Origin of the sequence: Phascolarctobacterium succinatutens YIT 12067 (assembly GCF_000188175.1) — a bacterium.
Taxonomy (GTDB): domain Bacteria; phylum Bacillota; class Negativicutes; order Acidaminococcales; family Acidaminococcaceae; genus Phascolarctobacterium_A; species Phascolarctobacterium_A succinatutens.
This window is the reverse complement of the sequence record NZ_GL830848.1, coordinates 1-24983: the sequence shown is the minus strand read 5'-3', so window position 1 is coordinate 24983 and position 24983 is coordinate 1. Positions and strand designations below refer to the sequence as shown.

At 49.2% G+C, this 24983-nt stretch carries 21 protein-coding genes, 1 tRNA gene and 1 other RNA gene; 21 read left to right on the top strand and 2 right to left on the bottom strand.

What is annotated here, in order from left to right; genetic code table 11:
• Window positions 1-17: 17 nt before the first annotated feature.
• Window positions 18-2057 carry an NAD-dependent DNA ligase LigA gene (ligA, locus tag HMPREF9443_RS00680; protein ID WP_009144547.1) on the top strand — a complete coding sequence of 680 codons (2040 nt, stop codon included), beginning with the start codon at window positions 18-20 and terminating at the stop codon, window positions 2055-2057.
• A gap of 46 nt (window positions 2058-2103) precedes the next feature.
• Here ligA and HMPREF9443_RS00675 read toward each other — a convergent pair whose 3' ends face one another.
• Window positions 2104-3663 (bottom strand): alanine/glycine:cation symporter family protein, encoded by a 1560-nt coding sequence (locus HMPREF9443_RS00675; RefSeq protein WP_009144546.1) that lies wholly within the window; start codon window positions 3661-3663, stop codon window positions 2104-2106.
• A gap of 292 nt (window positions 3664-3955) precedes the next feature.
• On the opposite strand from HMPREF9443_RS00675, the gene HMPREF9443_RS00670 reads away from it, so the two are divergent.
• The 7 genes from HMPREF9443_RS00670 (at window position 3956) to ffs (ending at window position 10350) form a co-directional block, all read left to right on the top strand.
• Window positions 3956-5362 carry an FAD-binding oxidoreductase gene (locus tag HMPREF9443_RS00670; RefSeq protein ID WP_040564517.1) on the top strand — a complete coding sequence of 469 codons (1407 nt, stop codon included), beginning with the start codon at window positions 3956-3958 and terminating at the stop codon, window positions 5360-5362.
• A 133-nt stretch (window positions 5363-5495) separates the two neighbouring features.
• Window positions 5496-6896, top strand: a complete 1401-nt coding sequence (locus HMPREF9443_RS00665) for an FAD-binding oxidoreductase (RefSeq protein WP_009144544.1) — start codon at window positions 5496-5498, stop codon at window positions 6894-6896.
• Between the two features lie 73 nt (window positions 6897-6969).
• Window positions 6970-8367, top strand: coding sequence for an FAD-binding oxidoreductase (locus HMPREF9443_RS00660; RefSeq protein WP_009144543.1), 1398 nt, complete (start codon window positions 6970-6972; stop codon window positions 8365-8367).
• 246 nt (window positions 8368-8613) lie between these two features.
• Complete coding sequence (locus HMPREF9443_RS10225) at window positions 8614-8928, top strand: helix-turn-helix domain-containing protein (RefSeq protein ID WP_009144541.1); 315 nt, start codon at window positions 8614-8616, stop codon at window positions 8926-8928.
• Window positions 8929-9072: 144 nt separating this feature from the next.
• Window positions 9073-9933 (top strand): universal stress protein, encoded by an 861-nt coding sequence (locus HMPREF9443_RS00650; RefSeq protein WP_009144540.1) that lies wholly within the window; start codon window positions 9073-9075, stop codon window positions 9931-9933.
• Window positions 9934-10090: 157 nt separating this feature from the next.
• A tRNA-Ser gene (locus HMPREF9443_RS00645) sits at window positions 10091-10180 on the top strand.
• A 70-nt stretch (window positions 10181-10250) separates the two neighbouring features.
• An RNA gene (gene ffs, locus HMPREF9443_RS10465) (signal recognition particle sRNA small type) lies at window positions 10251-10350 on the top strand.
• A 65-nt stretch (window positions 10351-10415) separates the two neighbouring features.
• Here the strand turns inward: ffs and HMPREF9443_RS00640 are convergent.
• Window positions 10416-11984, bottom strand: coding sequence for a nitrite/sulfite reductase (locus HMPREF9443_RS00640; RefSeq protein WP_009144539.1), 1569 nt, complete (start codon window positions 11982-11984; stop codon window positions 10416-10418).
• A gap of 167 nt (window positions 11985-12151) precedes the next feature.
• Between HMPREF9443_RS00640 and dnaX the strand changes: the two genes are divergently transcribed.
• The 13 genes from dnaX to rlmH all read left to right on the top strand — a co-directional run bounded on the left by dnaX (window position 12152) and on the right by rlmH (window position 24794).
• Window positions 12152-13978, top strand: coding sequence for a DNA polymerase III subunit gamma/tau (gene dnaX, locus HMPREF9443_RS00635; RefSeq protein ID WP_009144538.1), 1827 nt, complete (start codon window positions 12152-12154; stop codon window positions 13976-13978).
• Between the two features lie 86 nt (window positions 13979-14064).
• Window positions 14065-14391: a YbaB/EbfC family nucleoid-associated protein gene (locus HMPREF9443_RS00630; RefSeq protein ID WP_009144537.1), complete on the top strand. Its 327-nt coding sequence runs from the start codon at window positions 14065-14067 to the stop codon at window positions 14389-14391.
• Between the two features lie 4 nt (window positions 14392-14395).
• Window positions 14396-14995, top strand: coding sequence for a recombination mediator RecR (gene recR, locus HMPREF9443_RS00625; protein ID WP_009144536.1), 600 nt, complete (start codon window positions 14396-14398; stop codon window positions 14993-14995).
• A 21-nt stretch (window positions 14996-15016) separates the two neighbouring features.
• Window positions 15017-15289, top strand: a complete 273-nt coding sequence (locus tag HMPREF9443_RS00620; RefSeq protein ID WP_009144535.1) for a pro-sigmaK processing inhibitor BofA family protein — start codon at window positions 15017-15019, stop codon at window positions 15287-15289.
• 178 nt (window positions 15290-15467) lie between these two features.
• Complete coding sequence (locus HMPREF9443_RS00615; RefSeq protein ID WP_009144534.1) at window positions 15468-16685, top strand: dicarboxylate/amino acid:cation symporter; 1218 nt, start codon at window positions 15468-15470, stop codon at window positions 16683-16685.
• 217 nt (window positions 16686-16902) lie between these two features.
• Complete coding sequence (locus HMPREF9443_RS00610) at window positions 16903-17559, top strand: NUDIX hydrolase (RefSeq protein ID WP_040564534.1); 657 nt, start codon at window positions 16903-16905, stop codon at window positions 17557-17559.
• 44 nt (window positions 17560-17603) lie between these two features.
• Window positions 17604-18932 carry an LCP family protein gene (locus tag HMPREF9443_RS00605; protein WP_187363673.1) on the top strand — a complete coding sequence of 443 codons (1329 nt, stop codon included), beginning with the start codon at window positions 17604-17606 and terminating at the stop codon, window positions 18930-18932.
• A 372-nt stretch (window positions 18933-19304) separates the two neighbouring features.
• The gene (locus tag HMPREF9443_RS00600) at window positions 19305-20162 is read left to right on the top strand and encodes a DegV family protein (RefSeq protein WP_009144531.1); all 858 of its coding nucleotides are present in this window, start codon (window positions 19305-19307) and stop codon (window positions 20160-20162) included.
• Window positions 20163-20183: 21 nt separating this feature from the next.
• Entirely contained in the window at window positions 20184-21791 is a 1608-nt protein-coding gene (locus HMPREF9443_RS00595) for a DAK2 domain-containing protein (RefSeq protein WP_009144530.1), read from the top strand.
• Window positions 21791-22228 carry a Fur family transcriptional regulator gene (locus HMPREF9443_RS00590; RefSeq protein ID WP_009144529.1) on the top strand — a complete coding sequence of 146 codons (438 nt, stop codon included), beginning with the start codon at window positions 21791-21793 and terminating at the stop codon, window positions 22226-22228. Before HMPREF9443_RS00595 ends, HMPREF9443_RS00590 begins: the two co-directional genes overlap by 1 nt.
• Before the next feature lie 163 nt (window positions 22229-22391).
• Window positions 22392-23207, top strand: coding sequence for an MBL fold metallo-hydrolase (locus tag HMPREF9443_RS00585; protein WP_009144528.1), 816 nt, complete (start codon window positions 22392-22394; stop codon window positions 23205-23207).
• 13 nt (window positions 23208-23220) lie between these two features.
• Window positions 23221-24318 carry a S1C family serine protease gene (locus tag HMPREF9443_RS00580; protein ID WP_009144527.1) on the top strand — a complete coding sequence of 366 codons (1098 nt, stop codon included), beginning with the start codon at window positions 23221-23223 and terminating at the stop codon, window positions 24316-24318.
• Window positions 24315-24794 carry a 23S rRNA (pseudouridine(1915)-N(3))-methyltransferase RlmH gene (rlmH, locus tag HMPREF9443_RS00575; protein ID WP_009144526.1) on the top strand — a complete coding sequence of 160 codons (480 nt, stop codon included), beginning with the start codon at window positions 24315-24317 and terminating at the stop codon, window positions 24792-24794. Before HMPREF9443_RS00580 ends, rlmH begins: the two co-directional genes overlap by 4 nt.
• Window positions 24795-24983: the final 189 nt, after the last annotated feature.

Below are 24983 nucleotides of genomic sequence, written 5' to 3'. Positions count from 1 at the left end.
TTTTGGAGGATAAAGCAATGGCAGAAATGGATTTATTTGCTGATGAGCGTGCAGCGGATTTGGCTGAGGCCGATAAGCTGCGCCGCGAAATCCGTCATAACGAATATTTATATTATGTATTGGATGCGCCGGAGATTACGGACGCTGAATATGACCGCATGATGGTGCGCCTGCGTGAGCTGGAGGCGCGCTATCCTGACAGCATTCCGGCCGATTCGCCTACGCAGCGCGTCGGCGGTCGTGCTTCCTCGCAGTTTACCGAGGTGCGTCACCTGGAGCCGCTGCTGAGCCTGGGCAATGTATTTTCCGCCGAGGAGCTGCGCGCCTTTGATGAACGTGTTCGCAGCGGTCTGCCTGCAGGCAGCAAGGTGGAATACGTTATGGAGCCGAAGATTGACGGCCTTGCCTGCAGCCTGATTTACGAAAACGGTAAGCTGGTGCGCGCTGCTACCCGCGGTGACGGTGTAGTAGGCGAAAATGTTACGGCCAACGTGCGCACCATCCGCAGCATTCCTCTGACGCTGAAGGTGCCGGATGGTGAAACAGTGCCGGAGCTTCTTGATGTGCGCGGTGAGGTCTATATGCCGCGGCAGGCATTTATGCGTTTGAACGAGCAGCGCGCTGAGCGCGGCGAGAGCGAGTTTGCCAATCCGCGTAATGCGGCGGCAGGCAGCCTGCGCCAGCTGGACCCGCAGGTAACGGCAAGCCGCAGCCTGAGCTTTTTTGCCTATTATCTGGTAGGCGAGGGCGCACAGCCCAAGCACAGCGAATCACTGGCTTTGCTGGCGCACTATGGCTTTAAGGTGAGCGAGAATTATAAGGTTGTCGAAAATATCGACGAGGCGATTAAATATATCGGCGATTTCAACGAGCTGCGTCAAGGCCTGTCCTATGATACCGACGGAGCTGTTATTAAGGTCAATGATGTTTACCAGCAGCGTATTTTGGGCGCTACAGGCAAGGATCCGCGTTGGGCGACTGCCTATAAATATCCGCCGGAGCAGGCTGAAACTACGTTGGAGGATATCGACTGGCGTGTAGGACGCACAGGCGTACTGACACCGACGGCAGTGCTGACACCGGTAAAATTAAGCGGCAGCGTTATCAGCCGTGCAACACTGCATAACGAGGATTTTATCCGTGCCAAGGATATCCGCATCGGTGACAGGGTTGTTATCAACAAGGCCGGTGAAATTATTCCCGAGGTACTGCGCGTAGTAGTTGAAAAGCGTACCGGTGACGAAAAAGAGGTAGCAATCCCCAGCGTCTGCCCGGAATGCGGCTGGCGCGTAGAGCGTCAGGGTGAGGAGGCAGCTATCCGCTGTACCAATCCGCACTGTCCGGCGTTGGGACGCGAGGGCCTCATTCACTTTGTCAGCCGTGATGCGATGAATATAGACGGCTGCGGTCCTTCTGTTATCAATGCGCTGCTTGATGCAGGCCTGGTGCGCGATGCTGCGGATTTGTACAGCCTGCGCAAGGATGATTTGCTGAAGCTGGAGCGTATGGGCGAAAAGTCGGCGGATAATCTGCTGGCGGCTTTGGCCGAGAGCAAGAAGAACGAGCTGGACAAGCTGCTCTTTGCTTTGGGTATCCGTCATGTGGGTGCCAAGGTGGCGCGTATTCTGGCAACTGAATTCGGCAGCATGGAAAAGCTGCAGCAGGCACAGCCGGAAGAGCTGGCACAGATTCGTGATATCGGTGATAAGATTGCGGAAAGCGTCGTTACCTGGCTGAATGTACCGGCGAATATTGACCTGGTGGAGCGCTTGGCGGCAGCAGGATTGACGATGACGTTTACACCGACTGCCAGTCAGGAGGATAATCCCTTCTTCGGCAAAACGCTTGTCTTTACGGGCACTATGCCTACGTTAGGACGCGCCGAGGCGAAGACGATGGCGCAGGATGTGGGCGCGAAGGTCAGCGGCAGCGTCAGCAAAAAGACGGATTACGTCATTGCGGGTGCGGAGGCCGGCAGTAAGCTGGAAAAGGCACAGCAATTAGGCGTAACGGTTATTGATGAAGCAGAGTTCTTGCGTCTGCTTAAAGGTGAATAAGGCATAAAAATAGCGTGGCTGCGAGCAGCGGCCACGCTTAATTTTTTTAGTGATGATATTCGTTTTTGTGTTCCTTGGCCAAAGCGTCCCAAACAGGCAACTGCAGCCCGGCGATTTCGGAGGTGAACGGAGTACCGTCGTTCTTTTCGAAATGCTTCCAGGCACGCAATACATATTTAAAGCCGATATATTGCAGCGGTAAGTTGCAGTATACCATGAGGATGTTGGCGAAGTCGCTCAATTCCCAGAGCGCGCCTAAATCCATACCGGCGATGTTGGTGATAACGCCGAAGGAAATAACGATGAGGCACAGCACGCGGATAGCGTTGATGAAGGAAGCCTTGCTGGAAATGCGGTTAGCACACATTTCGGTGAAGGACATGAAGCCCAATAGGCAGGTGAAGGCAAACAGGCCGAAGCAAACGCTTACGAGCAGCGTAACAACGCTGTAAAGCATGTCATTGCCGCCGGTCAGAGCGCCGCAGGAGGCGAGGAATTTATCCAGCTTGCCCAGCTCAAACCAGGCATTGGCATCTGCCGTGAGCCACATGCTGCCCATGATAACGACAAAGCCGGTCAGAGTGCAGATAACGATGGTATCAAGAAATACGCCCAAAGCCTGCACACAGCCCTGCTCACAGGGGTGGGAAACCTCTGCTGCCGCAGCCGGCATGGTAATAGTACCCTGGCCTGCTTCGTTGGACATCAGGCCGCGCTTAATACCCTGACTGAGCGCCAGACCGAAGGCACCGCCGAAAACAGCATCAGGCGCAAAGGCCTGCGTGAAAACGGAGCTGAAGAACAGTGGAATGCGGTCGATGTTGCCGACGGTCAAAGCGATGACGGTGAGTACATAAATAACTGCCATAACGGGAACGATGCGGTCGGTAACCTTCGTAACCTTTTTGATGCCGCCGAAGCTGATAACAGCGGTGATAACGATAAGCACCGCAAAGGAAATCCAGTAGAGCGAAGAGTTGGTGGGAATGTTCACGCCGGAGATTTTGCCGGCGATGGCACCAACAGCGGAAATAGTGTTGAAGCCCTGTGCTGGGAAGCACAGCAGCGCATAAACAATGTACAGCATGCTGAGCGCAACGCCGGCAGCGGCAGAATCATTCAACAATTTGCGTGCGTAAAAGGGCAGGCCGCCGACATATTCGTTATCGCGCTTTTCCTTGCAAATCTGCGAAAGCGTGGATTCTGCAAAGGACGTTGCCATGCCGAAGAAGGCGGAAACCCACATCCAGAACAGCGCGCCCGGGCCGCCGATGGAAATCGCACCGGTTACACCCAAGATATTGCCGGGACCGACACGCATAGCGGTGGAAAGCAAAAAGGCTGTGAGTGAGGAAATACCGTTGCGCGTATGGTTGCGCTGCATCAGCACCTTCACAGCGAAGATAAAGTTGTGTACCTGTACAAAGTGCAGGCGGAAGGTGAAGTAAATACCTGTACCGACTAATAAAATAATTGCCAGACTAAAATTTCCCAGAATGGGGATAGAACCGTACCAGTCGAGATTGCAGGGGAAATCCCAGAACCAGTTGGAAACAATCTGGATTTTGGCGCAGATTGCGTTAACTGCATCAAATAAAGCTTGCATAAGACCTCTCTCCTATAGCTGTAAATTTATTTTGCCCTTGCGTTAAGGCGCGGCAAAGGCAGCTTCATTATCTATATCTTAACCTTTTTTATATTGCTTGGCAATGGGTGCTGGGAAGTATACAATATATAGCGAAACCTATTTTCTCTGCAAGAAAAACTTTTTATGTTGATTTCTCATACATAATTTACAGACAAACAGCGCGATTTGTAATATAATATAAAGTTAGATAAGTAACATCTGCTGTCTTTCGCACAGATGTCTATATGTAATTTAGAAATGAGGGAATATGATGAAAGAGTATAATTCCGTATCGGAACCGTTTTTAGCGGATGTGCGCGCCGTAGTAGGTGACGCCAATGTTTTTACCGAGCCTGAAAAGCTGGAGCAATATAAAACCGACGAGGAATATGATCCGCGCCGTTTCCGTGTGCCTGAGGCTGTTGTGCGTCCTGCCAATGCCGAAGAAATTGCCGCAGTTGTGAAGCTGTGCAATAAGTACAATGTGCCGCTGACTGTCCGCAGCGGCGGTACCAGCCTTGCCGATGGCGCGATTGCTGTCTGCGGCGGTATTGTACTGCTCATGGAGCGCTTGAATAAAATTATCGAGATGAATACCGAAGCGATGTACGTTGTCGCCGAAGCCGGCGTGCGTACAGTTGATATTCAGAAGATGGCCAACGAAGCAGGCTATCTTTACGCAGGTGACCCCTGCAGCGCCGAAAGCTGCCTGATCGGCGGCAATCTGGCAACAAATGCCGGCGGCAGCAAGGCTGTACGCTATGGCGTTACCCGTAATCAGGTTTACAGCCTGGAGATGGTTACACCGACCGGCGAAATCGTGGAGGTTGGCAGCCGTTTGAAAAAATGCAGCACAGGCTATTGCATGGAGCAGCTGGTAATGGGCAGTGAAGGTACCTTGGGCATTATCACCAAGGTAACTTTGAAGCTGCAGCCGATGCCTCCGTATCGCTTTGACCTGCTGGCAGTTTTTGATGACCCGTTCAAGGCTCTTGACGTAGTGCCGAAGATTATGCAGGCTGGTCTGAACCCGACGAGCATGGAATATATGGATAATTCCTATGTGCGTGCCTGCGCCGATTATATTGAATTTAAGGGCGCACCGCATTATGAGGACGGTATTTACGTTATCATTACGGTAGAAACCTTCAGCGAGGATGAGCTGGACATGAAGATGGAGCAGCTTGACGAGCTGTGCGAGGCAGCAGGTGCCGTTGAAGTTCTGGAAGCGGATGACCGTATCTGGGCAATGCGCCGCAACTGCCAGGAATCTATCAGCCTTGTAAGCAAGGTTTCCCTGACCGACGATGTTGTTGTGCCTGTAGACCGCATTGCGCCGACCATTAAAGAAATTATGCATATCGGCAGCAAGTATCCCTTCCCAATTCCGGTAAAAATCAACGCGCATATCGGTGACGGTAATCTGCATATCGTTCTCTGCAAATGCGATTTGGATGATGCAACCTGGGAAAAAATCGTGCATGACTTCCACGAAGAGGTTTATGCCTATGCTTACGCTCAGGGCGGCCGCTTAGCCGGTGAGCACGGTATCGGTGCCAAGAAGCTGGCTTATATGGAAGAGTTTACTCCTGCCGGTGAGCTGGAGCTGATGCGCAGGATTAAGCTGGCTTGGGATCCGAATTTGATTTTGAATCCTGGTAAGGTATTTAACGCATAAGCAAGAGCGCATATAAAGCACCATCTGCGTCGGGATGGCTCCTAGGAGTACGTGGAAGTACGCCGTCGTCGCCCTCCCTCGCATCTGATACTTTCTCTGCACTCTTTATGAAAATTAGAAAAAGAGATATATTATGAGCAATTACAATTCTGTAACTCCTGAATTTATTGATGAATTAAAAACGCTGTTGGGCGAAAAATATGTCAAAACCGATGCTGACACGCTCGACCGCTATAAGACGGACGAGGAGGCGGACGAACGCTGCTTCCATCTGCCGGATGTAGTGGTAATTCCGGCAAACGCCGAAGAAATTGCCGGCGTAGTAAAGCTGTGCAACAAGTATCTCATCCCGCTGACCGTGCGCGGCGGCGGTACAGGCATCGTTGACGGCGCTATTGCCGACAAGGGCGGCGTAGTGCTTTTAATGGAACGCCTAAACAAAATTATCGAGCTGAATAAGGAAGGCTTGTACATGGTAGCACAGGCCGGTGTGCGTACGCTGGATATCCAGGCAGCGGCGAAGGCGGAGAATCTGCTTTATGCAGGTGACCCGTCGAGCAGCGACAGCTGCCAGATTGGCGGTAACCTGGCGACGAATGCCGGCGGCATCAAGGCTGTGCGCTACGGTGTAACGCGCAATCAGGTCTACGCTGTGCAGATTGTTACGCCCTACGGCGACATTGTTGACCTGGGCTCGCCGCTGAAAAAGTGCAGTACAGGCTACTGCATGGAACAGCTTGTTATCGGCAGCGAGGGTACGCTGGGTATTATTACACAGGTGACGCTGAAGCTGCAGCCATTGCCTCCGTATAAAATAGATATGCTGGCGATTTTCCATGACCAGATGGCGGCAATCGGCGTTGTACCGCAGCTTGTGAAAGCAGGTATTGACCCGACAAGCATCGAATATATGGATAACCCTAATGTGCGGACAACATCGGAATATCTTGAGTTCCCCGGTGCGCCGCATATTGAAGACGGTATTTACGTTATCATTACGATAGAAACCTTCAATGAAGATGAGCTGGACATGAAAATGGAGCAGGCCAGCGATATCTGCGAGGCAGCAGGCGCTGTGGATGTTCTGGAGGCTGATGAGCGTATCTGGTCGATGCGCCGCAACTGTCTGGAATCTGTGAGCCTTATCAGCAAGGTGTGCACAACGGATGACGTTGTTGTGCCGGTTGATGAAATGAGCGATATGATTCAGTACATCATTAAAACTGTGGCAAAATATCCCTTCCCGTTGCGTATCAACGCGCATATCGGTGACGGCAACCTGCATATCGTGCTGTGTAAGCTGGATTTGTCCGATGAGGAGTGGGAATCTGAATTAAGCCGCTTTACGGAAGAGGTTTATACATATGCTTATGCGCATGGCGGACGTCTTTCCGGTGAGCATGGCATTGGCAGCAAGAAGGCACACTTCCTGGAGCGCTTTACTCCTGGCGGTGAGCTGGAGCTGATGAGAAAAATTAAAAAAGCCTGGGATCCCAATAATATCCTGAATCCAGGCAAGGTTTTTAATTTATAAGACTATCTCAATGGTCTGCTGTAAAACTAAAATATGTAGCATTGTAGCTAAGTAGCAAAGGAGAGATTTTAGTATGACAAATTACAAACCCGTAACAGAAGAAGTTCTGGAGGAGCTGCGTAAAGCAGTCGGCGCAGAGCATGTAAAAAATGATGCCGAAACTCTGGAGCGTTACAAAACCGACGAAGAGCCGGACGCTCATTACCACCATCTGCCGGAGGTAGTTGTAGCACCGGGCAGCACCGAAGAGGTAGCTGCTGTTATGAAAATCGCCAATAAATATCTTGTACCTGTAACTCCACGCAGTGCAGGTACAAGCGTATCCTGCGGTGCGATTCCTGTTTTCGGCGGCATTGTATTGCTGATGGAGCGCATGAATAAAATTATTAAGCTCGATACCGATGCTATGTATATGGAGGTTGAAGCAGGTGCGCTGACCTCCGATATTCAGGCTAAGGCTAACGAAGCAGGTCTGCTGTATGCTGGTGACCCCTGCAGTGCAGACAGCTGCATGATCGGCGGCAACATTGCAACCAACGCCGGCGGCAACAAGGCTGTACGCTACGGTACCACCCGTCATCAGGTTTATTCTATCGAGGTTGTTACTCCGACCGGCGAAATCGCTGAGTTGGGCAACCGCCTGAAAAAATGCAGCACCGGCTACTGCCTCGACCAATTGGTAATGGGCAGCGAGGGTACTCTGGGTATCATCACCAAAGCAACTCTGAAGCTGCTGCCGCTGGCTCCGTATCGTCTGGATATCCTTGCAGTTTTCACTGAGGTACAGAAGGCTGTCGACCTGGTGCCTGCGCTGGTTAAGGCCGGCTTGAATCCGACAAGTGTTGAATTTATGGACAACGGCTTTGTACGTGCTGCCAGCGATTATGCAGAACAGCGTCTGCCGCATTACGAGGATGGCAGCTACGTTATTGTTACCGTGGAAACCTTTAACGAGGACGAGCTGGATATGAAGATGGAGCAGCTTGACGAAATCTGTACTGCCTGCGGTGCAACCGACGTTGTTGAAGCAGACGAGCGCGTATGGAAGGTACGCCGCAGCTGTCTGGAAGGCTCCAAGGCTTTGAGCAAGGTTTCTACCTCTGATGACCTTGTTGTACCTATCGACAAAATCGCTGTTTGCCTGAACCACCTGATGGAGGTTTCCAAACAATTTGATTTCGAATGCATGTGCCTGGCTCACGCCGGTGACGGCAATCTGCATTTCAACTGCCTGAAGATGGATATGACCGACGAAGAATGGGAAAAACAGCTCGCAGAGTTCCACAAAATCTGCTACGCATATGTTTACAGTCTTGGCGGCCGTCTTTCCGGCGAGCATGGCATCGGTGCGAAAAAGATTGACGCACTGGCAGCTTATTGCGATCCGGTAGAAATGTCTATCATGAAGACTATTAAACGCGCTATGGACCCGAACAATATCCTGAATCCTGGCAAGCTTATCCGTGCCTGATTCTTTTTGAGCACTGCTGAATAATTTTAATATATCTTCCGACGTACTCTTATATGCAAGAGTGCGTCGCTTTTTTTATTTACAATGTTCCTCGCCTACATTATAAATGTTGCCAACTTGATAGAGGCAGAGTTAAATAAATTGCGGAAAATTAAAAAACTATTGCTTGTAAAATACGCATATGTTATAATGCTGTCTATATAAATTTAATTAGGAATAATGAATATATATTAGGAAAAGAGGAAAATGATGATGAATATGACAGAGGAATACAATCGCCTGATAGGCAAGCGTGTAAAAATGCAGCGCATTTCCGCTAAGGTATCTCAGACAGAATTGGCGAAAGAGTTGGGGGTAACTCAGACGCATTTAAGCAACATCGAAAACGGACGCGCGGGTTTGACAATCCCCAATCTGATTAAGCTGCATCAGATTTTGGAATGTCCTATCAGTTCTTTTTTTGTGGATATCGAATGGGAAAAGGAAGCTGATAACAGCAGTGATATAACTTTGGAAAATGTTATGGAGCTGGCAAGACTCCTGAAAAAGGCGCGTGACTGAAACAAAAAGCAAAGTCATTTAAGGGCTTTGCTTTTTACTTTTGCTGCGGCAGTATTTTTAGGCAGGCTGTTTTTACTCAGGCAGGAATTTCGGGATTCATGGCGAACTATCCATATATTACATATTTTTTAAAGGAGCAATTAGATGAGTACATTCACCAAGGTCCTGTTGGCCACAGATCTGTCCCCGCAGGCTGATAAATTGACCGAGTGTCTGTTTTGCTTATGCCCCGATACGGAAACGGAAGTGGTTTTGGCTCACGTCTTTGATGATGACGATGATGCCGACCCTGACGGTAGCAGCTTTAAAAAAGCACGCAGCCGATTGGATGGGTATAAAAATGATATAGAGCAGGCAGGCTATGAAGAAATTTCCATTGTAACCCCGGCAGGCGAGCCATGTGAAACCTTAAGCAGGCTGGCGGAAGAAAACGACGCTGACCTGATGCTGGTAGCATCTCACCGCAAGGGCTTTTTGAAGCGTGCGCTGATGGGCAGCACTACCTATGAGCTGGCACGGGCTACAATGATTCCCCTGCTGATTAATAAGGATGAAGAAGATGAGGTTACAGAAAATCTGCTGGATACTGTGCTGATACCGACCGATTTTTCCCGTAAATCCTTAGAAGCGCTGAACGTTATCCGCAGCCTGCGTGAATATGTAGGTAAGGTATTGTTTGTGCATGTTGTTGAGCATAGCAGAAACAAGCATGATTACAAAGAAAAATACGGCAGTGCCAAAATGTTTTTGCAAGAGCTGGTAGACGAAATGAAAATTTTCGGTATTGAAGCCGATTATCGTATTGCACATGGCGTAGCCTCCAAAAAAATTGCCGCTATCTGTGAGCGCGACAATGTCAGTCTGATTATGATGACTAAAACCGGTGCCGATATGACTAACGGTGATGACTTGGGCAGCACCTCGGAAAACGTGGTTCTGAATTCTGATTGTGCGGTAATGCTGCTGCCGGCTGAAGACAGTGATGAGGAGGATACCTTCTCCTAAACTGCCGCAGAAGAATTTTTTTGATGATTTTATAAAAATTTTTACAAAAAACGCTTGACTTTCATTAAAAATGCCAGTATAATACTACTTGCAGTTATGTTGACTGCGGGTACGTATTGTGCTGGCAAATTGAAAATAGTTTAAAGTTTTCAACCTTGGAGAGATGACCGAGTGGTTGAAGGTGCACGCCTGGAAAGCGTGTGTACGGGAAACCGTACCGAGGGTTCGAATCCCTCTCTCTCCGCCACTTAAAAATCTGCCGCACTGAGCGGCTTTTTTAATAAAATCATATAGCTTGTTTCTCTGTAGGATCGTAGAGCTGGGTCCTGCGCAATGGGAGCCTGTGAACCAGGTCAGGTCCGGAAGGAAGCAGCCTTAAGCGGATACTTTCATGTGCCGTGGGGAAGCCCGTCTTTGCGGTCCTACAGGGAAATAAACGAAGAAAATCCGTCGCATGTGCGACGGATTTTTTTGTGCTGCGCTTATTTGCTGAGCAGCTCGATTTTTTTCATATAGGGAGCAATGATAGTGGCGATGGCTTGAGGATTTGCTGCCTGCCAGGCGGCAAAGTCCAGACCGCTTTGGGCGATATGCTTGCCGATTTCCAAAAGCACGAAGGGGATATCTTCGGCGAGCAGTGTGCCTGCTTCTTCTCCTAGGCGTTCGCTGCCCTGCAGTGAGCAGCCGTTGATGTACATAGTGAAGGCTGGGTGTGCTGTACCCTTGATGACCTTAACTGTACCGCGGAAGCCGAGTTCGCCTATTTGGTGGGTGCCGCAGCTGGAAGGACAGCCGGAAATATAAATCTGCGGCAGAGCATCACTGGCGGCGTACTGCGTAGCCATTTCTTCGAAGCAGCTTGTCAGCAGGCTTTGGGAATCTCCCATGCCCATCTGGCAGACGGTGGAGCCGATGCAGGCCACGCTGCTTGTGAATGCATTATAGGCTGTGTCAGGCGTGAGCGACATTACCTTTGCTGCTTCGGGAGCAGTGAGGTTGATAATATAGACGCTTTGGTCGGGTGCAAGACGCAGCTCGGCGGCTTTAACGTTCTGCAGATAATCCGCCAGAGCGAGGAAGCTTTCAATTTTGGGCAGTCCTGCCTGTGGATGATAATTTACGGCGTAAAGACCGGGCTGCTTCTGTGAGGTAATGCGGAAGCCGGTGATGAGCTTGAAGTTGCGCTTGGTGATTTTTGTTGCCTCAGGCTGCAAATCAAGACCGCCTTCCTGCAGTGCCTGCAGGAGGCGTTCGCTGTAGGCTGCTTTGTAAGCGGCTTTGCCTCCCAAAAGCTCAGGCAGATAACGGGTGCGTGATTTGGATCTTTTCGTATAGGTGCCGCATTCGCGGAAGGTGGCGAGCATTGCTTTGATATGATACAAGATTTTTTCGGGAGCAACAGCCTCGGCCATTTTTATACCGATGCAGGGAGCAGGTCCCAGACCGCCGGCGCTGTAGACATCGAAGCGACCGTCGGGACGGGCGGCGAAGCCTAAATCGCGCATGGTAGCGTGCGTAAGATTTTGCGGGGAATTGGAAAAGCCGGTTTTAAATTTGCGTGGCAGCTTGCCGTCGGGAATGGCAGCGACAAGATATTGCGCTGCTGCTTCGGCATAAGGCAGTACGTCGAAATATTCCTCGCGCTCCACACCGCTTAAGGGTGAGCAGAGCACGTTACCGGGATAGTCACCGCCACAGCCGAAGGGAATAATGTCCGCATCCAGGCATTGCTCCAAAATTTCAGCGGCAGCCTCGGCGCTGAGATCATGCAGCTGTATAGTCTGCCCGGTTGTGAAGTGAATGCGGCTGATGTTATATTTGCGGATCATCTCGGCTATGAAGGCCAGCTTTTCCGCAGTGATGCGCCCGGCGCTGCAGCGCAGGCGCAGCATATTGCTTTTGCCGTCGCGCTGGGCGAAGCTGCCGAAGTAACCGGAAAACTCCTTGTAGGCAATTTTGCCGATTTTCTCGTTATGATAGTCGGCAGTCTGCCCGGAAAATTCCGGCAGCTGCCTGCGCAGGAAATCTTTATCAATTTCAGGTATAGTCATGACTGTAGCCTCCCTTTTTAAATTGCTGAAGATATTATATAATACTTTAGTGTATTAGTAAAATATTTATTTCAACGGTATTTTGGGACTACAAAACTTCAATTTACATTTCAGGCTATTTTGAGTATAATAATTATGTATGTAATAAATTCCGGGGAGGTGCAGTGATGGCTTATGTAGCATTATACCGCCAGTGGCGTCCGCAGGATTTTGACGCTCTTGTGGGACAAAAGGCTGTGAAAACAACCTTGAAAAATGCTTTGGCAAGCGGCAAAATAGCCCACGCCTATTTGTTTTCCGGTCCACGCGGCACCGGTAAGACCAGTATGGCGCGTATTCTGGCCAAGGCCCTGAATTGCGAGCAGGGGCCGACTGCCGAGCCCTGCGGCCAATGCGGCAACTGTCAGCGCATTGTGCAGGGAACCTCTCTGGATGTAATTGAAATTGACGCTGCGTCCAACACCAGCGTAGATAATATCCGTGACCTGCGCGAGCAGGTAGCCTTTACACCTGCCGAAAGCCGTTACAAGGTTTATATTATCGACGAGGTGCACATGCTTTCTACCGGCGCTTTCAATGCTTTGCTGAAAACCTTGGAGGAGCCGCCGGCACACGCTGTATTTATTCTGGCGACGACGGACCCGCAGAAGGTGCCTGCAACGATTCAGTCGCGCTGTCAGCGCTTTGAATTCCGCAGGGTGACGGTAGACGAGATTGCGGAGCATCTGGCTATGGTAGCGGCAGGAAGCGGTATTGAGGCGGATGCGGATGCGTTGCGCTTAATAGCTATTCAGGCTGAGGGCGGCATGCGTGATGCTCTGAGCCTGCTGGACCAGTGCGGTGTCATGGGCAAGCGTGTTACGGTGGCAACCGTGCGCGAGGTACTGGGCATCGTAGGGCGTGAAGCGCTGCACGAGCTGACGGAAGCAATAGGCCGCAGGCAGCTGCCGCAGGCGCTGGCTACGTTGAATCTGCTGCTGGAACAAGGTAAGGATGTCAAGCAGGTGCTTACAGAGCTTATTGAGTATTTGCGGGCATTGGTGCTTTATCTGGCAGTTCCTGACTATGAGGAAATTTATCTGACGGATGCTAAAGAAGCGTTGGCTGAGCTGGCACCGTTATTCGGACGTGATCGTCTGCTGGCGGCGGAGGAAAGACTGCACAGCGCTATTCAGGAGCTGCGCGGTTCTATGCGTCCGCGCATTACGGCAGAGTTGTGCCTGCTTGATTTGTGCCGTGTAGAGGGCAGCACTTTGGCTGCTTTATCGGCAAGAATTGAACAGCTGGAGCGTCAGATGGCAGGCGGTGTGATGCCTGTTTATCAACAGACTCCGGTTAACGCTCAGTCTGCGCCTGCTGTGGCAGTGCAGCAGCCAATCGTACAGGAATATGCCGCACCGGCAGCACAGCAGCCGATTGCACAGCAAGCTCCTGCGGCAGAACAGGTGCAGGCAGCAAAAGCTGCTCCGGCTAAGAAGCCTGCAGTTAAAGCGCAACCGCAGCCTGCTGCCGATACTCTTGCTGCGGCGGTGAACGCCGCACCTAAGCCTAAAAGTGCCAGAGTGCAGCAGACAGAGGAATATGCCGGTGATTTTGCAGCCGGTGAGGATTTCTGGAAGCAGGCTTTGGAGATTATGAAGGCCGAAAAGAAGAATTCTATGGTATCCTGCGCTAAGAACGGCAGAGTCTTCAGCTTTGCCAACAACATTCTGCAGGTTGCCTTCAAGGCACCGTTCCTTGCGGACAGGATGAACAAGGATGATTATCGCAAAGCCTTCGAGGAGATCCTGCTGCGTCTGGCAAGACGTGAAATCAGGCTGGAGGCTGTGATTGAGGGCAAGGCTAAGCTGCCGCAAAAGCCTGTAAAGCAGCAGGAGGTGCAGCAATCGCCCGAAAGCGAAACGCAAAATCTGCAGGCAGCGCAGCTGCCGGAAAATCTGCGCAAGGCCTTTAATGCTTTGGGCGGCAGCGTAACAGATATATCTGACCAATGAAACTAAATTGAGACTAGCAGGTCTTGGCTTATGTTTCTGAGAATATATAATATCAATATATGTAAATATCAAGGAGGAATTTAATTATGTTTCCAGGTGGCATGGGTAATATGCAGGCAATGATGAAAAAGGTACAGAAAATGCAGGCTGATATGGCGAAAATGCAGGAGGATCTGAAAAGCCGTACTGTAGAAACGTCTGTCGGCGGCGGTGCCGTAACCGTTGTTGTCAGCGGTAAAAAAGAACTGAAATCCATCAAAATCAATCCGACCGCTGTAGATCCCGAGGATGTAGAAATGCTGGAGGATATGATTCTGACAGCTGTCAATGACGCTATGAAGCAGATTGACGAGCTTACCGAAAAAGAAATGGCTAAGGTTACCGGCGGCATGAAGCTGCCTGGCATGTTCTAAGCTGATGGCAAGAATGATCAGGCCGCTGGCTAATTTATATGAGCAGCTCAGGCGTTTGCCGGGCATCGGCTCAAAAACAGCTATGCGACTGGCCTATCATGTGATTGACATGCCTGCGGAGGATGTGAAACAGCTGGCGGCGGCCTTGAGCGGTGCTAAGGAGCAGATTCACTACTGCAGCCGCTGCTTTAATCTTACTGACAGCGATGTATGTGAGATTTGCCGTGACAGCTCGCGCGACAGCTTTACTATCTGTGTAGTGGAGCAGCCGCAGGATATTGCGGCGATGGAGCGCAGTCATGGCTATCACGGACTGTATCACGTGCTGCACGGTGTGCTTTCGCCGCTTGACGGTATCGGTCCGGAAAAGCTGCGCATCAGAGAGCTTCTCTTGCGACTGCAGCAGGAATCGGTCAGTGAAATTATTATTGCGACCAACTCGGATGTAGAGGGTGAAGCGACTGCTACCTATCTGGCACAGCTGCTGAAGCCTGTAGGAATAACCGTCAGCCGTATTGCTCATGGTCTGCCGATGGGCGGCGATTTGGAGTATGCTGACGAAATAACCTTGTCTAAAGCGCTGGAAAACAGGCGCACAATGTAGAAAGGACCGGCGTTATTTAATATGGAATTTAATGCTATTTTGTCACCGCTTGGTGCCTTCGGACCGATGATTGGCGGCGTACTGCTGCTTTTACTGGTAGTAAAGCTGCTGTCAATGCCGTTTAAGCTGGTGTGGAATGGTCTCTGCGGCGCACTGCTGCTGTGGTTCATCAATCTGGTAGGCTTGTTGGCGGGCTTTACCATGAAGATTACGGTTATCAAGGCTTTGATTGCCGGCTTCTTCGGTGTTCCCGGTGCTCTTGCCGTAGTGCTGTATGAGCTTTTAGTTAAATAAGATAATTTGCCTTTGCCCCTGCACGTTGCTGCAGGGGTATTTTTATGCGCTTCGACAGGATAGTCGTAAATAATATTGTATACAAACCAATAATACTGTATACAATCGGACTTTTCCATGATAAGTTGCTATAATTATCTTAACAGTTTTTTTATTTAAATATCTGGGGGTTGTAAAAATGAACTTATCTACAAAAATTTTAATCGGCCTTGCGCTTGGTATTATTGCAGGCCTGGAGCTGGGTGCTGAAGGTGCCGGCTTCGCCAAGACCTGGATTGGTCCTCTGGGAACAATTTTCATGAACATGATCAAAATGGTTATCGTACCGTTGGTATTCTCTAGCCTGGTAATCGGTGTTACCAGCTTGGGCGATATCAAAAAGGTAGGCCGTATCGGTGTTAAAACCGTAGCGTACTATCTGGTAACCACTGCTTTTGCTATTGTTATCGGTTTGGCAATCGGTACTATCATGCAACCGGGCGTTGGTCTGCATATGGCTGTTGATACCGCTAAGGTTGCTGCTAAGGCTGCACCGCCTATTTCCAAGGTTATCATTGACATTTTCCCGACTAACCCGTTGGAAGCTATGGTTAAAGCCAACATGCTGCAAATCATCGTTTTCTCTCTCTTCGTTGGCACCGGTATTACTGTTGTCGGTGAAAAAGCTAACGCTCTGAAACACACCATCGATGGTCTGGCTGAGGTTTCCTACAAAATCGTCGGAATGATCATGGCTGTTGCTCCGATTGGTGTTTTCGGTTTGATTACTCCGGTAGTTGCATCTAACGGTCCAGCTGTTCTGCTGCCGCTGCTGAAGGTTGTTATCGCTGTATATCTGGCTTGCCTCCTGCATGCAGTTCTCGTTTATGGCTCTATGATCAAATTCCTTGCAGGCATGGGCTTCATCCAATTCATTAAGGGTATTGCTCCGGCGTCCCTGATGGCTTTCAGCTCCTGCTCCTCCGGTGGTACTCTGCCGCTGACCATGAGCTGTGCTCAAAAAATGGGCGCTTCTAAAGAAGTTTCCAGCTTCGTTCTGCCATTGGGCGCAACCATCAACATGGATGGTACTGCTGCTTATCAGGGTGTATGCGCACTGTTCATTGCTCAACTGTACGGCATTGACCTCACTGCTTCCCAATACATGACCATTATCGTTACCGGTACTTTGGCTTCTATCGGTACTGCAGGTGTTCCGGGCGCAGGCTTCATCATGTTGACCATGATTCTGACCAGCCTTGGTCTGCCGCTGGAAGGCTCTGCTCTTATCGCAGGTATCGACCGTATCCTGGATATGCCGCGTACCTCTGTTAACATCACAGGCGATGCTGCTGTAACTCTGCTGGTTGACAAGAGCGAAAAAAAGCATGCAGAAGCTGAAGCTCCTCTGTACTAATTAAATCTGTCTTTCCCTTGGCGTCAGCTGCGTTAGCGGCTGGCGCTTTCCTTTTGCCGTAAACAGTGTAAATAATGTATTTTTTAAGGATTGTTACCTGAATTTTACAGCTTAGTTACATTTGGCGGCAGGAAAACACCTGTCTCACGCAGAAATTTATAAATACTATTTTCATTTGCTGGCGAAGGTGTTAAAATAAGGTGTTATTATGAATGAGATGGAAAAATTACAGTATGTATTGTTTGAACGTCTGCATCGCCGTGCTCCTGGCATTGATAAGCTGGACCGCTTGTGGGATGCTGCTGTGCTGCTGCCCTTAGTGCGTACTCCCGAAGGCATCAGTGTGCTGTTTGAGGAAAGGGCACATACGCTGCGCAGTCAGCCGGGTGAGGTGTGTTTCCCCGGCGGCAAGTACGAATGTGAGGATAACAGCTTTCGCAATACCGCAGTGCGCGAAACCTGCGAGGAGCTTGGCCTGAAGCCGGAGAATATCACCATCTGCGGTGAACTGGATTGTCTGGTGACGCATAACGGACCGATTATCCACCCCTTTGTTGGTCTGATTGATGATATCAGCAAGATTACGTACAGCAAAAGCGAGGTAGAGCGCATCTTTACTGTACCCCTAAAGATGCTTTTGGAGCAAAAGCCAAGGCGTGGCTCCGTGCAGCTGGCAGACCATCCCGGTGATGATTTTCCGTTTGACCTGGTGCCGCAGCGCAAGCGTGGCTGGCGCATGAATAAGTCCTATTATGTGTATTTTTACCTGTATGAGGATAAGGTTATCTGGGGCCTGACCGCACGCATGCTGTATGCTTTCCTGTACCGTAGCCGCAAGGAGCTGACGGAATATCTGGCAGAAGAAATTGATTGAGAGGTTATATAAGGATGAAAAGCATTCTCCAGACAAAAATTTTAATGATTGTAACAGCTATCTGTGTAGTAGGCTATATTGCCTTCGGTTATTTCTTTCCGGAAACGGGATTGGATAATCTTGCGCCGACAGACAGGCTGAATCTGAAAAAGAATATTGTTGTTATGGGTGTTGACGAACGCTCCGATGATGTGGGCCGCAGTGATACACTTTTTGTCGTAATGTTCGACAGCAGCAACAAAAGCGCTTCCCTGCTTTCGGTACCGCGTGATACACGTGTACGCATTGACGGTCACGGCTGGGATAAGATTAACCATGCCTATGCTTACGGCGGACGTGAGCTGACACAGAAAACTGTAGAAGAACTGCTTGGTATCAAAATTAACAATTATGTAATGGTTGATTTTAAAGGCTTTACCGGTCTTGTAGATGCTATCGGCGGTATTGATATCGATGTTGAAAAGGATATGTATTATCATGATACCTGGGATGGTTTTACCGTTGATCTGAAAAAGGGCCGTCAGCATCTGGACGGCAAAACAGCCATTCAATATGTACGCTTCCGTGATGAAGAGGGCGATATCGGCCGTATCCGCCGCCAACAGCATTTTCTGATGGCAGTTTACGACAAGATTACCTCTGCTGATATGCTGCTGCATATCCCCGGCCTGGCTAAGCAACTGACCTCTATGGTGAAGACTGATATGCCTCTTGGTGATATGATGGATTTGGGCAGAGCGCTGCATTCCATGGTTAAGGAAAAGGGCCTGTCTATGGCGATGGTTCCTGGTACTCCGAAGTATATCGACGGTATCAGCTATTGGCTACCGGATATTACCGACCTGCGTGAGCTGATGGTCAAGATGCAGGGTGCAACCATGACGGAACACTATAAATCTGCAGCTGAGCTGATGGAGAAGGAATACAATAACGCTGTGGAAAAGGTAGAAAAGGGCGATGACAGCGAAGAAAATAAGGAAGCTATCAAGGAAGAAAAGGAACTGAAGGCTAAGAAAGAAGAAAAAGCGAAGGAAGAAAAGAAGAAGCAGGCTGATAAAGACAAGGATGCAGGTAAAAATACTGCTTCCCAAGAAGCTTCCTCCGACAGCCGCGGAGTTGTACGTCTTGTTAACTGCAGCGGCAGCAAGACAGCAGGCGCGGAGGCTGCCGCACGCTTGCGCAATGCCGGCTTTGAGGTTATCAGCGGCGGCAGCGGCGAAATAATTGCCAATACTGTTGTTGTTTCTACAACTAATAACGGTGCTGTTGTCAATCGTCTTTCCAACGTTCCCTTTGCGCATCAGATGCGTATCAGCCGTGACGGTGCTGCAGACTGCGATGGTGTAATTATGCTGGGCTCAGACTTCAAATAAGCTGTAAGCGGCCGCAGATTTGATACTGCGGGCTATGATAATCAATAATGTAATTGTCCACGAATCAGAAGACTTGCCTGAGGTTCGTGGACAATTTAGTCAGCTAACGTAAAAAAATTTACAAAAAACTCTTGCATTTTGTATACAAAGATGGTATACTAAGAACATCAAAACAGCCCCTCATTTGGCCCTTCTTCGTAAGGGCTTTTTTTTTGCCATTTTTAGAAATTTAGTATTTAATTTTGGAAATATTGTCAGTTAGCCATAGTCAATGTAGCAATAGTTTTCAGAATATGGTACAATATAATATAATATGGGAGAAGAACGGATATAACTTATATAGAGAATATTCATAATTAACAGGAGGCTTATATGCACGATGAAATACATGTTGTCGTAGATAGTCTTTCGGCAGCAGACGAAACAGCTTTGAAAGATGATCCCCGTTGTCACATTCTGCGTTTGATTATCCGTCATGGAGATTTGGAATGGCAGGACGGTGACCGTTCCCTGGCAGAATTATTTGGTATGGTAGAAGCAACCGGCAAGCTTCCTATTACTTCTCAGCCGCCTATTGGTGTTGTAATTGAGCTTTTTACCAAGCTTGCTCAGGAAGGCAAAAAAGTTATTATGCTGACAGTAGACAGCGTACTCAGCGGTACCTATCAGACCGCCTGCGTTGCTGCGCGTCAGGTAATGGATGATATAAAGGGCGCGGATATCCGTGTAATCGACAGCAAGACTGCTGCCTGCCCTATCAGTGGTATTGCGCTGGAAGTACTGAAGCATACAGCTGCAGGCATGGATATCGACGAGGCCGAAAAAATGGCGCGTGAGATGGTTGCGCGTACAGAAACATTTTTCAGTGTAAATACATTAGACTATTTGCAAAAGGGTGGACGCATTGGCGCAGTTGGCGCTTTGATAGGAAGTATTTTTGGTATTCGCCCTATTGTGCACTTAGATAAAGAGGGCAGACTGGAAGTTGCGGACAAGTGCCGTACCCGTAAAAAGGTTATGAAGCGCATGGTTGAGATGGCTGCTGAAAAGGCACCCGTTGAAGCAATTTTCGTCGCTCATGCAGAGGCTTTGGCAGATGCAGAGGATTTGAAACAGCAGTTGCAGGGATTGTTCCCGAATGTACCGACTATGCTTACAGGTATCGGCACCGTTTTGGCTGCTCATCTCGGACCCGGTGCTATCGGTGTATTTGTCCGTCGCAAAGCCTGAAAGGAAAGGTGTGGGGTTTAGATGAATAACAGCAAGGTAATTACCGGCAAGCAGCTGAAGGATATGCTGCTGGGTGCTTACCATAGCTTTGAAAAGAATTTTGAAGCTATTAATGATTTAAATGTATTTCCGGTACCGGATGGCGATACCGGTACTAATATGATGCATACTATGGCATCCGTAGCGAAGGCTATCAGTGCAATGAGTGATGAAGCTGAGGCCGGCGAAATCGGTGCCGCAGCTGCCCGCAGCGCTATTATGGGTGCACGTGGCAATTCCGGCGTAATTTTATCGCAGCTGCTGCGTGGTATCGGCAAGGGTGTTGCCGGTAAAAAGACGCTGAACAATACAGAAATAGGCAAGGCTTTCCAGTTTGGTATTTTATATGCTTACCGCAGTGTATCCAAACCGGTAGAAGGCACTATTCTGACGGTAGCTCGTGGTATGGCCAAGGGTGCTTATAATGCTGTTCGCGGTAATGTAAGCCTGGAGAAAGTACTGTTGGAGGCTATCCGCAGCGGCAAGGAAGAGCTTGCAAGAACTCCGGAGCTGTTGCCTGCATTGAAGGCAGCCGGTGTTGTTGATGCCGGCGGTCAGGGACTGATTGTCTTTTTCGAGGGCTGTCTGGCAGGCCTGCGCGGTCAGGATTGCGAAGTGCTGCCTGTTACACCGCGTGCTAAGGTACAGATTCAGAAGGGTGAGCCGCTTGATTTGGAATACCCTTACTGCACCGAATTTATCGTCAAGGATGCTGATGTTGATAAGCAGACCGTCAGCAAGGCCTTAGAGGGCATGGGCAATTCCATGATTGTAGCAGTGGTAGAGGATATTGTAAAAGTGCATATCCATACTAAGCATCCCGGTGATGCGCTCAACATGGCGCAGACTTGGGGAACACTGCATGATATCAAAATAGAAAATATGCGCGACCAGCACGAAAACCGTCTCTTTACTGCCGAGGATATTCAACCGGTAAAGCATGGCGTTGGTGTGCTTACTGTTGCAGCCGGCGACGGCATTGCCAAAATCATGCATGAAATGGGCGCTGCAGAGATTATCAGCGGCGGACAGAGTATGAATCCTCCGGTTGAGGAGTTTGTCAATGCTATTGAAAACGGTACCTGCGAGCAGTACATTATTCTGCCGAACAATAAGAATATTGTTTTGGCGGCTGAGCAGGTGCGTAAGCTGCTGGGTAATTCCAAGGTGGCCTATGTTCCTACTACCAATATGGCACAGGGTTTGTCCGCACTGCTGCATTTTGATGCAACACGCAGCATGTATGAAAACACTGTTATTATGACCAAGGAAGCCAAGGAAACAGCCAGTGGCAGCATTACCGTAGCTGTACGCGACAGCGTAGTAAACGGTATTGCTATCCATGAGGGAGATTATCTTGGTATCTTAAATGATAAGATTGTTTGCAACGGCAGCAGCATGGAGGAAGTGCTGCAGAAGATGCTGACAGATGGGGATTATGAACTGATCAGCTTATATTATGGTGCCGATGTAACCGAAGAGCAGGCTGAAAAGCTGGCAGCTGAAGTGGAAGAGCTGAATGATGAATGGGAGGTTGAAACCTTTTACGGCGGACAACCGCTGTATCCGATTCTTTTGGCAATGGAGTGATGAATATGCTTACAAGTCAGGAATTAACCAACCTGTTGCGCGAGCGTGGCTATAAGGTCACCCCTCAAAGACTTGCTGTATATGAAGCATTGGCTGATGAAACATGGCATCCGAATGCAGAGATGCTGTTTAATAAGCTGCAGCCGAAGTTTCCTGCTATGAGCTTTGCTACGGTGTATAAAACCGTAGAAATTCTGCATGATATCAACGTTATTCAGATTCTGAATACAGGAGAGGACAGCTTCCGTTATGATGCCGATATCAGTGAGCATTATCATCTGCGCTGCTTGAAATGCGGTGCGGTAGACGATGCGCTGATGGATGACGGCGTTAAGCTGCAGCTGACACAGGATGTAGAAAAGCAGAGCGGTTATACTATCAGCCGCCGTCAGTTCTATTTCTTTGGTCTGTGTCCGAAGTGCTCCACGATGCATTAAACTATAAAGAAGTGTACCGATTCTCTAGCTGATTGGTACACTTTTCTTTATATATTGGGTAATTATGTCAGATTTTTGTAGCGTTATTTTTACCAAAATGCCACAATAGCAGTTAGTGAATTTGCTATAATAAAGATGTTATATTGATAGGAGTGAAGGCGTTGTGCTAAACGACTTTCAGATTGTGATGCTGGCTAGCGGCAGCAAGGGGAATGCCGCTTTGATAAGCACAGCAAAGCAACGCTTTTTGGTTGATATAGGTATCAGCTGCAGAGCGTTGACAACGAGAATGAAGGAAATAGGCGTCAGTGTAAACGAGCTGGACGGTGTGTTCATTACACATGAGCATGTCGATCATGTCCGTGGGCTGGCAACCTTTTTAAAAAATTATCAGGTGCCTGTATATAGCAGTGTGCTTACCTGGCGTGCAATATTGGCCAAGGACAGCAGTCTGGTGCGCCAGAACTGCCGTCTTATTGACAATAACCGCCTGCTTTGCGGTGATCTGGAGGTGCAAAGCTTCAGTATTCCGCATGATGCCGTTGATCCGCACGGATATACCTTTACGAGCCGCAGCAACGGCTCTAAGTGCACATATCTTACGGATGCGGGCTTTGTGACCGATACCATCCGTGAGGCGGTTGCCGGCAGCAGTGCTTTGGTGCTCGAAGCCAATCATGATGTGGAAATGCTGAAAAACGGTCCTTATCCGCGTCATCTGAAGCAGCGTATTTTAAGTACGCTGGGACATTTATCCAATGATACCGCTGGACATTTTCTGACGGAGCTCGAACGTCTGCCGGAGCATATCGTGCTGGCGCACCTGAGCGAGCACAATAACCTGCCGCAGCTGGCGCAGGATACGGTGCAGAATATTTTACAAGATAATAACCGCCTGCAGGAAACAGAGCTTTTTGTAGCTGCCCAGAACAGGGTGGTAGCAGACAGTCCGCTGCCGGCAGTCTTAGATTTAAAATAAGGAGTGGATACAGATGAACAAGAGTATCTGGAAAAAATCGGCCAATATTTTTGTCTGTGGTCTTTTAGGTGCGGCAATCCTGGTTGCCGGCTGCGGCGACAATAAAACATCTGCCGCAGTGCATGATAAGCCTGCTGTCAAGACTGAGCAGCAGCTGAGCGCAGCGCGCAATACACCGATTGTAGCTGCCGCCAAGAAGGTTGGTCCTGCTGTCGTAGGTATCACCAACAAGGCTTATGTGCGCGACTTCTTCAACCGCACGCAGCTGATGGAGCGTGGTACAGGTAGCGGCGTTATTTATGACAAGGCCGGCTATATTGCAACCAACAACCACGTGGTTGAGGGTGCATCGGAAATCATCGTCAGCCTGCCTGACGGACGTACCGTTAAAGGCAAGGTACTGGGTGCCGATGCTGTAACCGATTTGGCTGTAGTAAAAATTGATGCGGATAACCTTACCGTTGCCACCTTTGGTGACAGCGATACACTGCAGGTCGGAGAACCGGCAATTGCTATCGGCAACCCGCTGGGACTGGAATTTCGCGGCAGTGTAACCGCAGGCGTTATCAGTGCATTGAACCGTAGCATTGAAGTAGGCGAGCGTAAGTTCAACCTGATTCAGACTGATGCGGCAATCAACCCCGGTAACAGTGGCGGTGCTTTGGTAAATGCTGACGGCGAGGTAGTCGGCATTAACAGTGCTAAGGTTGCTGTAAGCGGTGTTGAAGGCATTGGCTTTGCTATTCCTATCAATACAGCTAAACCGATTCTGCAGGAGCTTGCAGAGCGCGGTCGTGTTGCAAGACCGTATCTGGGTGCTTCGCTGATGGATCAGGAAATTGCTAATCGCTATGGCTTTGAAATCAATCTGCACGGCGGTATCTTCCTCGTGAAGGTTGTTCCCGGCAGTCCGGCAGCGAAGGCTGATATCCGCCCCGGCGATATTATCCTGAGCTTTAACGGCAACAAGGTAAAGACTGCGCTTGACCTGCGCACTGCTCTGTCAAAATGCAAGGTAGGCGACAGAGCCGAAGTAACTATTATGCGTAACGGTCAGAGAGAAAGCAGAACTGTGGTATTGGAAGAGGTTCCGAAGGATTACGGCAATTGAAGATAACGATAGCCTGTGTAGGCAAAATTAAAGAAAAATATCTTACTGCGGGAATAGAGGAATTCAGCAAAAGGCTGACACCCTTCTGCAAGCTGGAAACGCTGGCAATTAATGAGGAGCGTATGCCGGATAATCCATCTCCTGCGGAAAAGCAGCAGGTGCTGGAGCGCGAAACGCAACGCCTGCTGGCAATTATCCCGGCAAATTCCTATGTGATTTTGCTGGATGTCATCGGCAAGCAACTGAGCAGCCCGGATTTGGCGGCAAAGCTGGATGAGCTGGCGCTTGCCGGCAACAGCCATATCACATTTGTGATTGGCGGTGCCTTTGGTTATACTGATGCGTTGCGTAAGCGTGCCGATTTGGTGCTGAGTTTTTCTAAAATGACCTTTACGCATCAGATGATTCGCCTGCTGTTGATTGAGCAGATTTACCGTGCTTTTAAAATTAGCAGAGGCGAAAAATACCATTGGTAAGATAAGCTTAATAAGCAGTAAAAAAGAGTCGTGCGCAGGCACGGCTCTTTTTTGCGTTGCAACAGAAGTGAAACGTAAAAAAATGCGTTTTATTTGCGTATTGATTTTGAAACGAAAAATGAAATAAAAGTGGAACGAAAATAAAACGTAAAAAAATGGCTCATTGTATAATGAAATTGCACACCTGAA

Coding starts and splice junctions, on each gene's coding strand:
- ligA (WP_009144547.1), top strand. CDS start 18: ATGGCAGAAATGGATTTATTTGCTGATGAGCGTGCAGCGGATTTGGCT.
- HMPREF9443_RS00675 (WP_009144546.1), bottom strand. CDS start 3,663: ATGCAAGCTTTATTTGATGCAGTTAACGCAATCTGCGCCAAAATCCAG.
- HMPREF9443_RS00670 (WP_040564517.1), top strand. CDS start 3,956: ATGAAAGAGTATAATTCCGTATCGGAACCGTTTTTAGCGGATGTGCGC.
- HMPREF9443_RS00665 (WP_009144544.1), top strand. CDS start 5,496: ATGAGCAATTACAATTCTGTAACTCCTGAATTTATTGATGAATTAAAA.
- HMPREF9443_RS00660 (WP_009144543.1), top strand. CDS start 6,970: ATGACAAATTACAAACCCGTAACAGAAGAAGTTCTGGAGGAGCTGCGT.
- HMPREF9443_RS10225 (WP_009144541.1), top strand. CDS start 8,614: ATGATGATGAATATGACAGAGGAATACAATCGCCTGATAGGCAAGCGT.
- HMPREF9443_RS00650 (WP_009144540.1), top strand. CDS start 9,073: ATGAGTACATTCACCAAGGTCCTGTTGGCCACAGATCTGTCCCCGCAG.
- HMPREF9443_RS00640 (WP_009144539.1), bottom strand. CDS start 11,984: ATGACTATACCTGAAATTGATAAAGATTTCCTGCGCAGGCAGCTGCCG.
- dnaX (WP_009144538.1), top strand. CDS start 12,152: ATGGCTTATGTAGCATTATACCGCCAGTGGCGTCCGCAGGATTTTGAC.
- HMPREF9443_RS00630 (WP_009144537.1), top strand. CDS start 14,065: ATGTTTCCAGGTGGCATGGGTAATATGCAGGCAATGATGAAAAAGGTA.
- recR (WP_009144536.1), top strand. CDS start 14,396: ATGGCAAGAATGATCAGGCCGCTGGCTAATTTATATGAGCAGCTCAGG.
- HMPREF9443_RS00620 (WP_009144535.1), top strand. CDS start 15,017: ATGGAATTTAATGCTATTTTGTCACCGCTTGGTGCCTTCGGACCGATG.
- HMPREF9443_RS00615 (WP_009144534.1), top strand. CDS start 15,468: ATGAACTTATCTACAAAAATTTTAATCGGCCTTGCGCTTGGTATTATT.
- HMPREF9443_RS00610 (WP_040564534.1), top strand. CDS start 16,903: ATGGAAAAATTACAGTATGTATTGTTTGAACGTCTGCATCGCCGTGCT.
- HMPREF9443_RS00605 (WP_187363673.1), top strand. CDS start 17,604: ATGATTGTAACAGCTATCTGTGTAGTAGGCTATATTGCCTTCGGTTAT.
- HMPREF9443_RS00600 (WP_009144531.1), top strand. CDS start 19,305: ATGCACGATGAAATACATGTTGTCGTAGATAGTCTTTCGGCAGCAGAC.
- HMPREF9443_RS00595 (WP_009144530.1), top strand. CDS start 20,184: ATGAATAACAGCAAGGTAATTACCGGCAAGCAGCTGAAGGATATGCTG.
- HMPREF9443_RS00590 (WP_009144529.1), top strand. CDS start 21,791: ATGAATATGCTTACAAGTCAGGAATTAACCAACCTGTTGCGCGAGCGT.
- HMPREF9443_RS00580 (WP_009144527.1), top strand. CDS start 23,221: ATGAACAAGAGTATCTGGAAAAAATCGGCCAATATTTTTGTCTGTGGT.